The organism is uncultured Campylobacter sp., assembly GCF_938017615.1.
Taxonomy (GTDB): Bacteria; Campylobacterota; Campylobacteria; order Campylobacterales; family Campylobacteraceae; genus Campylobacter_B.
The window spans coordinates 1-10,683 of sequence record NZ_CALIJA010000005.1 but is presented as its reverse complement, the minus strand read 5'-3'; the positions used below and the strand labels follow the sequence as shown (position 1 = coordinate 10,683).

General features: G+C 48.5%; 13 protein-coding genes. 11 read left to right on the top strand and 2 right to left on the bottom strand.

The window, feature by feature from the left end; translation table 11 throughout:
- From Q0620_RS00165 to Q0620_RS00140, 6 genes are all read left to right on the top strand, one after another.
- The coding region (locus tag Q0620_RS00165) for a 5-formyltetrahydrofolate cyclo-ligase (RefSeq protein ID WP_298782618.1) at window positions 1-615 on the top strand (615 nt) is incomplete at its 5' end.
- Window positions 548-2,101 (top strand): ribonuclease Y, encoded by a 1,554-nt coding sequence (gene rny, locus Q0620_RS00160; protein ID WP_177386778.1) that lies wholly within the window; start codon window positions 548-550, stop codon window positions 2,099-2,101. The genes Q0620_RS00165 and rny, both read left to right, overlap by 68 nt.
- Before the next feature lie 10 nt (window positions 2,102-2,111).
- Window positions 2,112-2,693, top strand: a complete 582-nt coding sequence (locus Q0620_RS00155; RefSeq protein ID WP_298054064.1) for a lipid-binding SYLF domain-containing protein — start codon at window positions 2,112-2,114, stop codon at window positions 2,691-2,693.
- Between the two features lie 479 nt (window positions 2,694-3,172).
- Window positions 3,173-3,736, top strand: coding sequence for a DedA family protein (locus tag Q0620_RS00150; RefSeq protein ID WP_298782615.1), 564 nt, complete (start codon window positions 3,173-3,175; stop codon window positions 3,734-3,736).
- A 2-nt stretch (window positions 3,737-3,738) separates the two neighbouring features.
- Window positions 3,739-4,482, top strand: coding sequence for a ribonuclease domain-containing protein (locus Q0620_RS00145; RefSeq protein ID WP_298782614.1), 744 nt, complete (start codon window positions 3,739-3,741; stop codon window positions 4,480-4,482).
- Entirely contained in the window at window positions 4,479-4,760 is a 282-nt protein-coding gene (locus tag Q0620_RS00140) for a barstar family protein (RefSeq protein ID WP_298782612.1), read from the top strand. Before Q0620_RS00145 ends, Q0620_RS00140 begins: the two co-directional genes overlap by 4 nt.
- A 115-nt stretch (window positions 4,761-4,875) precedes the next feature.
- Here the strand turns inward: Q0620_RS00140 and Q0620_RS00135 are convergent, their stop codons facing one another.
- Entirely contained in the window at window positions 4,876-5,319 is a 444-nt protein-coding gene (locus Q0620_RS00135) for a hypothetical protein (RefSeq protein ID WP_298782610.1), read from the bottom strand.
- A gap of 378 nt (window positions 5,320-5,697) precedes the next feature.
- Window positions 5,698-6,075: a hypothetical protein gene (locus Q0620_RS00130; protein WP_298782608.1), complete on the bottom strand. Its 378-nt coding sequence runs from the start codon at window positions 6,073-6,075 to the stop codon at window positions 5,698-5,700.
- A gap of 137 nt (window positions 6,076-6,212) precedes the next feature.
- On the opposite strand from Q0620_RS00130, the gene gap reads away from it, so the two are divergent.
- The 5 genes from gap to Q0620_RS00105 all read left to right on the top strand — a co-directional run bounded on the left by gap (window position 6,213) and on the right by Q0620_RS00105 (window position 10,628).
- Window positions 6,213-7,217, top strand: coding sequence for a type I glyceraldehyde-3-phosphate dehydrogenase (gene gap / locus Q0620_RS00125; protein WP_298782606.1), 1,005 nt, complete (start codon window positions 6,213-6,215; stop codon window positions 7,215-7,217).
- Window position 7,218: 1 nt separating this feature from the next.
- Window positions 7,219-8,430 carry a phosphoglycerate kinase gene (locus tag Q0620_RS00120; RefSeq protein WP_177386771.1) on the top strand — a complete coding sequence of 404 codons (1,212 nt, stop codon included), beginning with the start codon at window positions 7,219-7,221 and terminating at the stop codon, window positions 8,428-8,430.
- Window positions 8,427-9,140, top strand: a complete 714-nt coding sequence (locus Q0620_RS00115) for a triose-phosphate isomerase (protein ID WP_298782603.1) — start codon at window positions 8,427-8,429, stop codon at window positions 9,138-9,140. The genes Q0620_RS00120 and Q0620_RS00115 overlap by 4 nt, the downstream gene beginning before the upstream one ends.
- Window positions 9,141-9,433: 293 nt before the next feature.
- A complete protein-coding gene (fabI, locus tag Q0620_RS00110; protein ID WP_298782601.1) occupies window positions 9,434-10,261 on the top strand; it encodes an enoyl-ACP reductase FabI in 828 nt (275 codons plus the stop codon).
- A gap of 97 nt (window positions 10,262-10,358) precedes the next feature.
- Entirely contained in the window at window positions 10,359-10,628 is a 270-nt protein-coding gene (locus Q0620_RS00105) for a hypothetical protein (protein ID WP_298782598.1), read from the top strand.
- The last annotated feature ends 55 nt before the right edge of the window (window positions 10,629-10,683 follow it).

The following is a 10,683-nucleotide window of genomic DNA, read 5'->3' as shown; positions in this document are numbered from 1 at the left end:
CAAAAGAATGAATTTAGAAAAATTTGCAAATCTCGCTTAAAATCTCACACCGCGCGAGCGGCTAGATGCGAGCATTACGCACTTTTATGGCGGCTGGAACGGCTGATAAAATTTTTAAAAGCGCGTAAAATTTTGATATTTTTGCCGATGAACTACGAGCCGAACGTTTTGATTTTAAGAAAAAAGCTATCAAAAAGCTGCGAATTTTACGTTCCGTTTATGGTGGATATTAGTTTAAAAATGGTAAGATTACGTTTACCTTTTAAAATTTCGCGCTTTGGGTTGCGACAGACGCTTCCGCAAAACGGGTATTTTAAAAAGGTCGATCTAGCCGTGGTTCCAGCTATCGGAGTGGATGGCGCAATGGCTAGAATAGGACATGGGAAAGGATTTTACGATATGTTTTTTTCAGGTCTTAAGTTTAAGCCCGCAATCGCGTTCGTGAGTATAAAAGACTGCTTTTGCAGCGAAATTTTATCGTTTGATCACGACGTAAAGGGTGATTTTTACATAACTCCGAGCCAAAATTACCTAAAAAGAGGAAAGTATGATAGAGATTTTAATCGCCTTGTGCGCTCTTGCGGTGGGCGCTGGCATAGGATACTTAGTAGCTAGAAAGATCAATAACGCCAATTACGATTTCTTCGTCGAACAAGCCAAAGCTAAAGCTAAAGCGATAGAATTTGAAGCCGAGGGCATCTTGCGAAATTCTAAAATTTCGGTGCAGGAAGCGGAGTTTGAAGCGAAGAAAAAATATGACGATAAATCAAGCAAACTACAGAAGGAATTTAACGTTAAATTTGACGAGCTCGGCAAAAAGGAGCGCGCGCTTCTAACCGAGCAAGAAATTTTAAAAGACAGCAAAAAGGAGCTCGAAAGCGCCAAAAAAGAGGCGAAATTCCTCTACGAAGAGGGCTCGAATTTAAAGAAAAGCTATGAAGAGAAGCTCTCCGAGGCGCTTAAGGTGCTTGAGCGCGTGGCGGGCTTTACTCAGGATGAAGCGCGCGCACAGGTGCTTAAGAAGGTCGAGGAGCAAAGCCGCACCGACATCGCTCACATCGTGCGAAAATATGAAGAGGAAGCCAAAAAAGAAGCGCGAAAAAAGGCGAATTATATTTTGGCGCAGGCTACGTCGCGCTTTGCGGGCGAGTTTGCGGCAGAGCGACTTATCAACGTCGTAAATATCAAAAATGACGAGCTAAAAGGTCGCATCATCGGCAAAGAGGGGCGCAATATAAAGGCGCTTGAGATGACTCTTGGCGTGGACGTCATCATCGACGATACCCCGAATGCGATCATCGTAAGCTCGCACAATCTCTACCGCCGCGCCATCGCCGTTCGCGTCATCGAAACTCTTATCGAAGACGGCAGAATTCAACCTGCGCGCATCGAGGATATCTACAAAAAAGTAAGCGACGAATTTGAAGCTAGTATCGCCGAAGAGGGCGAAAATATCGTAATGGATCTAGGTCTTAGTAAAATTCACCCCGAAATTTTAAAACTCATCGGCAAGCTTAAATTTCGCGCCAGCTACGGGCAGAATGCCCTTGCGCACAGCCTTGAGGTCGCACATCTTGCGGGCATCATCGCTGCAGAAACGGGCGGAGATCAAAAGCTGGCCAAGCGAGCGGGCTTGCTTCACGACATCGGCAAGGCGCTAACTCACGAATACGAGGGCTCGCACGTAGATCTGGGTGCCGAAGTTTGCCGCCGTTATAAAGAGCATCCGGTAGTGATAAACGCGATCTACGCCCACCACGGCCACGAGGAGGCGACCAGCGTAGAAAGCGCCGCAGTCTGTGCCGCAGACGCGCTAAGTGCCGCGCGCCCGGGCGCCAGACGAGAGGTGCTAGAGAGCTATCTAAAGCGCGTTAGCGACATCGAAGCGATCGCGATGAGTAAAACGGGCGTCAAGCAGGCTTACGCGATCAATGCGGGCCGCGAGATCCGCGTCATCGCAAACGCCAAGCTTATGAACGACGACGAGGCGGTTTTGGTCGCCAAAGAGATCGCCTCTGAGATCCAAGATAAGGTTCAATTCCCCGGCGAAATCAAGGTTAACGTCATACGCGAGCTTCGCGCGGTCGAGATAGCCAAATAAGGAGTATGAAATGAAAAAATTTATAATCGCTTTATTTTTGCTTTTTAACGCGGCATTTGCCGATGATGAGCTTATCATCAACAGCGCAAGCGCCTATTCGTCGGTAATGCGCACAAACTCGCAGTACAAATATCTAGCGCAGCAAGCCCGCGCGATCGTGATCTTTCCGAGCGTCAAAAAGCTGGGCTTCATCATAGGCGGAATGTACGGCGAGGGGATCATCATCTACAATAACGATGGCGCGCGCAGCGTTAGCGGCGCAGAGATCAGCAGCGCCAGCGTAGGACTTCAGATCGGCTATGAGGATAATTATCTGGTTATTTTCGTAATGCATGACGATGTAATCCAAAAAATGCGAAATTCCCAAATCACGCTTTCGGGCGACGCTACGGCAGTTGCAGGTAACTACAGCGCCGATTCTGGCTCGTTAGACGTGCTAAATCAAGATATGTATGTCTTTACGAATAAAGGCGGGCTGTTTGCGGGAGTGAGTCTGGGTGGTTCGGTGCTGGAGACCAAAAACGATCGCGCTTTTGATCCAAATACCGAGGGCTATGCGCTTTTGATGCGAGTAATTGGCGCAGATGAGTAAAATTTAGCTAAAGATGCCAAGGCACATAGCTTAGCGAAAAATTTTGCTTTATGGGCGTTTTATTAGCAGCTTGGAATTTTGCTCGCGTGATTTCTGCAGAATAATAGACTTGGGTGCGTAATTTTATTGCAATTCGCGGGGTGGGAGGCATTTGAGGATATCGCGTAAATCCTTCGTAATTCGCAAGTTACTTTGAATTCTAAAGAAGTCGAAATTTTATCATTAAATTTAGAATTGCAAAATTTTACCACTAAATTTTGCGGAAATTTTGCTTGATATCTAGAAATTTTATTTTAGAATTTCGCTTAATATTTTGCGGCAAAATTTTGTATTTTGCGACAGCTGCGCGGAATTTTAATTTAATGTCGCAGCAAAATCAAGTGGCGTCGTGGGACGTTAGAGTGAAGCTTTCGCGCCGAATTTTAAAGCTGCTTTAGTCAAAATTTATAGAATTTTATACGATCTAATGAAAGGATTCGATGGAATCGATGTTTGCAAACCTCCATACATGGGGGTATCTGATACTGTTTTTGTATTCGCTGGGCGGAGGATTTTTGGCGCTTGCGGCGGCGGGCGTGCTAAGCTCGGCCGGCGAGCTCAATATCGTCTTATGCATCGTAATCGCCTGCATATCGAACTTTATAGGCGATTCGGGGCTGTTTTTAGTAAGCCGTTACAATAAAAAAGAGATCATGCCCTATCTGCGCAAACAGCGCCGCAACCTCGCTCTGGCGCAAATTTTGTTTCGCAAATACGGCGACCGCATAATTTTAATCAAAAAATTCATCTACGGCCTCAAAACCCTCGTACCGATCGCGATCGGCATCACAAAATATTCATTTTTAAAATTTAGCGTCATCAATGCCGTAAGCTCGCTCATTTGGGCGCTTGTGGTAGGGCTACTGAGCTACTACTCGGGCGATTTCGTGCGCGAGCTCTATGTGCACATTAAGGACGCGCCGTGGATCGCTCCGCTGGCTCTAGGCGCGATAGTAGTGGCGATCGTGCTCTATTTTCGCTTCGCCACGCGCAAAAGAGGCTAGCGGTGGCAAAAAAGCTGATCCCGCTCGCAATTTTTGCAGCACTTCTTTTGGCGCTAAATTTGATCTCCAATTCGCGCGACCCCGCGGCTAAAGATGAGCGGGTTTTTACCTCCAAAACCCTGGATGCTGCGTCGCGTAAAAGCGGCGTGCAAAATTCTGCAAGCGGCACCGATCGTAAAATTTCAAGCTACGAAAATCCAGAAAGCGGCGCCAGCGCAAAAGATGAGAGCGGTGCAAGAAGCGCAGACGGCGGAGCAGGGCGCGGAGCAGATCTAGGAGATTTAAAATCTCATCCGCGAGCAAACGAGCGCACCGCGGCAGATTCTAAAGACGAGGGGGACGTCCATAGGCGGCGTAGCGCAGATTATGAAGCTTCGCACTCGCAAAATCCCGCCGTAAATTCTAAAAATCAGCTCGCGGATGAGCCCTGCATAAGCAGGGAGTGCGTGAGCGCTCATATCCGCCGTACGGGCACTTTGCCGCAAAATTTTATCACTAAAAAGCAGGCCGGTGAGCTCGGCTGGCAGGGCGGCGATCTGTGGCGATACGCGCGCGGCAAGAGCATCGGCGGCGATCGCTTCGGCAATTTCGAGCGCAGGCTGCCTGATAAAAAGGGGCGGATCTGGCGCGAGTGCGACATCGAGTATCGCGGCGGCGCGCGCGGCACGAAGCGGCTGATATTTTCAAACGACGGTCTGATCTTCTACACCGCCGATCATTACGAAAGCTTCGAGCGCGTGCAATGAGTTTAAATTTTAAAACGTGCCGCGGCGCAAAGATAATAATTGACGGCGCAAAGATCAGGCGCAAAGATCAAATTTTCGCGCTGTTTGCCGCAGCGCTAAATTTCGAGCCCGAATACGTCGCAAATTTAGACGCGCTCTACGACGCGCTTGGCGAGCGGGGCGGGCGGGTCTTCGTGATCATCAAAAGGGGCGGAATTTTAAAGCTAAGACTGGGTAAATTTTATGATATTTTGCTGGATGTATTGCGCAGCGGCAAGGCGAAAATTTTAATACTATAAGCTCTCGCGACAGCTTATTATGGCTTCAAAGCCAAATTTTACCGAGCCTAAGACGAGTTTATTTCGCCGCAGTTTCGATCGCGCCGTTAAAATTTCCTAAATTTAGATCTAAATTTCAGAGCTTATTAAAAGAGGCGATTTTAGAAATTTCGCTCACAAAGCTCACGCGGTCAAATTTAAACTCAAGCCCATATTGCCAATCTTTGCGGCGCAGGTTTTTAAACTCGTAAAGCTTAACCGTCTCCGTTTCAAATTTAATCCTGAGCGCGAGATACCAGCAGCTCCAGATCCCGCACGGACAGCCAAGTAGCACGACGTCCTGCTCATCTTGCGCCAGATCAGCCTCAAGCGCCGCGCGTAAAAATAGCTCCTCAAAATCAATCAAGCTCAAATAAGCGTAGTCTCCCGCGATGCTGGCCTGCCCGTCCTTTGCGGCAAAGCTTTGCTCGCGCCTCTTAATCAGCTCGAGCAGAGGCTCGCCGTTTATCGCAACGACGACTTCGGTAAAGCTTTCGCCCTCAATTTCGTAATTGTTTAGGTAAAATTTAATGCTATCCATGCGGCAATCTCGCTAAATGATCTATTTTGCGCCGTATTTGCACCGGCCTGCTAAAATTTCAGCGCAGTTTATCGAATTTGAAGTGAAATTCGGTTTAAAACTAAAAATTCGTAGGTAGAGCGCAAATTAAATGGAGATTTTTAAAATTTGAGGATTTCGGGCTTGCGGAGCTTATTTTTTAACGCACGCAAGCTCAAATTTACAAAAAAGCTCAATTTGCGTAGATGAAAGAAGCGAAAATAAAAGATTGAATTTCATCGCAGATCAAGGAGGTCGAAACGAGGGTTAAATTTTGTTATGAATAAAGAAGCCGAAATGAGAAATGAGGGGTTAAATTTAATTCGTTTTTTAGGGCGTTTAAATTTAACCCCGCCGCGGCTACATCATTTCGCCGCTTTTGTGCTCGTGCTCGGTGTAGGTTACCGGGATATCCTTCTTGCCTTTGCCCGGCGTATACACTCCCTCTCCGCGTTTGAAAAGAAGCTCGATGCCTTCGGCGTTCGTAAGCATTATGCCGCTTGCGGAAGCCGCGCGTTTAAGATTATGCTTTTTGCCTTTTTCGTCGGTTAACACGCCCGTTGCAAACATATCGTTCGAGCTAAGGCTGATGCGCTTATCTCCGGTATCTCCGAGTAGAAATACGATCGTGTGCGCTACAGACTCTTGCTTTTGCTGCGGAGCCGTATTGGCCTTAGGTTGGTTGCATCCGCTTAAAATCGCGATTGCCGCTAATGACGAGAATACAATTCGTCTCATTTTTTCTCCTTTAAAAAAAGTTCGCGAATTATATAGCCAAAAAGTAAATCCTAGATTTCGCGACTTTTTATTTAATCAAAGATTAACCCAAATTTAGTAAAATTCCAGCTGAAAACATCCCAAATAAGGAGAACCTTATGGCAGTAAAAATCGCAATTAACGGCTTTGGAAGGATCGGTAGGTGCGCGGCTAGAATTGCGCTCAGCAGGGACGATGTGGAGCTTGTGGCGATCAACGATACCGCTAAGCGCGAGCTTACGAGATACCTGCTTCAATACGACACCGTTCACGGCGAGTTTCGTAAAAAAGTAGAAATTCTAAGCGACGAATGCATAGCCGTAGACGGCAAAAAGATCCGCGTCTATTCCACCAGAGAGCCTGCGGAGCTTGATTTTGCGGGCGATGGTGCAGAAGCTGTGCTTGAATGTACTGGTGCGTTTTTAACGAGCGAAAAATGCAAGCCGTTCATAGATAACGGTATCGGCGTAGTCGTAATGAGCGCGCCTGCCAAGGATGATACGCCTACTTTCGTAATCGGCGTTAATGAGGGCGCTTATGCAGGACAGCGCGTCATCTCAAACGCTAGCTGCACCACTAACGGCCTGGCTCCGATTGCAAAAATTCTAGACGATGAGCTTGGTATCGAAAAGGGTCTGATGACGACGATTCACGCCTATACACATGGACAGAGTCTGGTCGATGTAAAAGCCGAGGATTTTCGCCGTTCACGCGCCGCGGCTCTTAATATCGCTCCGACTACGACGGGTGCGGCAAAAGCGATTAGTAAGGTACTTCCGCAGCTAAGCGGTAAGATGCACGGACAATCTGTGCGCGTGCCGGTAGCTAACGTTTCGATGGTTGATCTAACGGTGCTAACGCGTAAACAGACGAGTGCTGAGGAGCTAAATGAAATTTTCCGCCGCTATGCTGCTAAAGAGATGAAAGGAATTTTGCTCGTAGACGACGATAGCCGTGTCAGCAGCGATTTTTGTACCTCAGAATACTCCAGCATCGTAGCTAGCGACTGCACGCAGGTAATTGACGGTAATCTTATAAAAGTGATGAGCTGGTATGACAACGAGTGGGGATATAGCGAGCGCCTCATCGATTTAGCCCTATATGCGGCAAAAAGAAGGAAATAAGATGGGCGAAATTCTTTCGATTAAAGATTTGAAATTTAAAGACGGCGCGCGCGTTTTTATCAGGTGCGATTTTAACGTGCCGATGGATGAGTTTTGCAATATTACGGACGATCGTCGCATCCGTTCGTCTATCCCTACGATTAAATATTGCTTAGACGAGGGCTGCGCGGTAATTTTAGCCAGCCACTTAGGACGCCCGAAAAACGGATACGAAGAAAGACTTAGCCTAAAGCCTGTGGTAAAGAGGCTATCTAGGCTTTTGGAACGCGAGATAAAATTTGTCTCCGACGTCGCGGGCGAGGAGGCAGGAGCTGCGGTAAATTCGCTTAAAAAGGGCGAAGTGCTTCTGTTGGATAATCTGCGCTTCGAAAAGGGCGAGAGCAAAAACGACGAAGCACTAGCTAAGAGGCTTGCGAGCTATGCGGAATTTTATATCAACGATGCTTTTGGCGTATGCCACCGCGCGCATGCTTCGGTAGAGGCGATTACGAAATTCTACGATGAGGCGCATAAGGCGGCGGGATTTTTGCTACTAAAAGAGATAAAATTTGCTAAAGACCTTATTAAAGATCCTGCGCGTCCTTTCGTAGCCGTAACGGGCGGCAGCAAAGTAAGCGGCAAGCTTCAGGCGCTTAAAAATTTACTTCCTAAAGTCGATAAACTCATCATCGGAGGCGGCATGGCATTTACCTTTTTAAAAGCCGTCGGATATGACATCGGCAAATCTTTGCTCGAAGAGGATCTAATCGAGGAAGCAAAAAATATTCTCCGCAATGCTCGCGAGCTTGGGGTTAAAATTTATATCCCCGTCGATGCCGTCGCAGCTCCGCAATGCTCGCAAGATGCCGTTACAAAAAAGGTTACCGTCCAAGAAATTCCAAGCGATTGGATGGGGCTAGATATCGGGCCTGCGACCGTAGCGCTTTTTAAAGAAGCCTTAGACGATGCACAAACGATCTGGTGGAACGGACCGATGGGGGTTTTTGAGATCGATAAATTCGCTCGCGGCAGCCTGCATATATCGCACGCGATCGCAGATAGCGACGCCACGACCGTAGTGGGCGGCGGCGATACTGCAGATGTCGTCGAACGCGCTGGCAACGCTGATGATATGACTTTTATTTCTACCGGAGGCGGCGCGAGCTTAGAACTCATCGAGGGCAAGGAGCTGCCGGGCGTGCGAGTGCTTACTGCTAAAACGGAGCTGCGATGATACTGGCAGCGAATCTTAAATGCAACCATACTCGCGCTAGTTTTGAGCGGTACGCTAAAGCTTTAGATGAAGGCTTAGCGGGCGGAATTTCGCGCGAGGATGAAATTTTAGTTTTTCCTCCCGCCAGCGCATTTTGCGCGAAGGCGAAAAATTTTACTCAAGGCGCGCAAAATTTCTATCCTGCTGCGCACGGCAGCTTTACGGGCGAGATCGGCGGCGATATGCTGGCGGAATTTGACGTCAAAACCGTTCTTATCGGTCACAGCGAGCGGCGCGCCATTTTGGGCGAGAGCGCGGAGCTGATAAGAGAGAAATTCAGTTTTGCCGCAGCGCAGGGCTGGCGCATCGTCTTTTGCGTCGGCGAGGATGAGGCGGCATTTGCGCAAAACCGCAGCGAGGAGTTTGTAGCGACACAGTTTGAGGGTATCGATCTGAAATATCCGAGCTTAGTACTAGCCTACGAGCCCGTCTGGGCGATCGGCACTGGCAGAAGTGCGCAGTGCGAGCAGATCGAAAAAATGCTGAGGTTTTTACGCACCAAAAGCTCAGCACCTCTACTTTACGGAGGCAGCGTAAATGCTGAAAATATCGCAAAAATTTGCGCGATAAAAGGTTGCGACGGGGTGCTAGTGGGGACGGCGAGCTGGGACGCCTCGAAGTTTTTGGAGCTTATACGCGTTGTCTCGCATCGCTATACTTCGTTGTCTTAAAATTTTGCTCGGTCATTACCTAATATGGTAACTCCCGTCGCAAAATTTTAAGTCGCCTAGTCTAGCTTCGCGATACTGTCGCTATAAAATTTAGTTTAAAATTTGGCGTTTCGCGAGATTTCGCGAATTTTAATTTATATAATTTTAAGTCAAATTGCGAAGGATTTTGAGATGGATTTGAATGTTGTTGCAGATTTTGCGACCAAGACTAGGCATGTAGCCTGTCGCAGGGAGCAAAATCAAAACTCATTCAAAGGCGCTTAAAAGCCAAGCAAAATTAGAAAGGAGAAATAATGATTTTAAAAGGCAAAAAGGGCCTCATCGTCGGCGTCGCTAACGCCAAATCCATCGCTTACGGCATCGCCGAAGCTTGTCACGCCCAGGGTGCGCAGATGGCGTTTACCTACCTAAACGACGCGCTGAAAAAACGCGTAGAGCCGATCGCGGAGGAGTTTGGAAGTAAATTCGTCTATGAGCTTGACGTAAACAATCCTGCTCACCTTGACGGGCTTGCGGATCGTATCAAAGCAGACCTCGGCGAGATTGATTTCGTCGTGCACGCAGTGGCCTACGCGCCAAAAGAAGCGCTAGAGGGCGAGTTCGTAAACACGAGCAAAGAAGCCTTTGATATCGCGATGGGCACGAGCGTGTATTCGCTACTAAGCCTCACGCGCGCGGTGCTGCCGGTGCTAAAAGAGGGCGGCTCGGTGCTCACGCTAACCTACCTCGGAGGGCCGAAATTCGTGCCTCACTACAACGTCATGGGCGTCGCAAAAGCAGCGCTTGAAAGTTCGGTGCGCTATCTCGCTCACGATCTTGGCGCGAGAAATATCCGCGTAAACGCCATCAGCGCGGGCCCGATCAAAACGCTTGCCGCAAGCGGTATCGGCGATTTTAGGATGATTTTGCGCTACAACGAAGTAAATAGCCCGCTAAAACGCAACGTCACGACACATGACGTCGGCAACAGCGCTATGTATTTGCTTAGCGACCTAGCCAGCGGCGTGACCGGCGAGGTGCATTACGTCGACTGCGGCTACAACATCATGGGCATGGGCGACGTGGCAACCGACGCCGAGGGTAAGACGATCTTTGCGTGGGATGCGGTCAAGGCCGAGTAAAACGACATGTAAAAAGGCTAAATTTGACGCGTGCAGTTTTTTACGACGATAGTCATAGACGGATAGTAGAAGGCGGCATAGAGGGCATCGCGCCGTTTTGCGAGGTGATGACGAGGCCGAGAGAGCCTCGCTTCTGTTGTGTCTAGATTATTACCTCGATCCCTATTACGGCTGCACGCTGGCGCATGAGAGCGAAATTTTCGCCCTTTTGCAGGAGCTGCTTCTGAGCGAGCGCTCGCAAGCGATCAGATACGATATTTTGCAACTTCTGGGCGATTACTGCGGCGATTTTAGCGTGCTGCGAAGCAGGATTTGCGAGGCGCCTGACGAGCTTTTGCCGGGTATCAAGCGCTTGATCGAAAGATAAATTTAACGACCGGCGCACTTTTGCGCACGGTAATTGCGTCACGGCGAGCGGTATC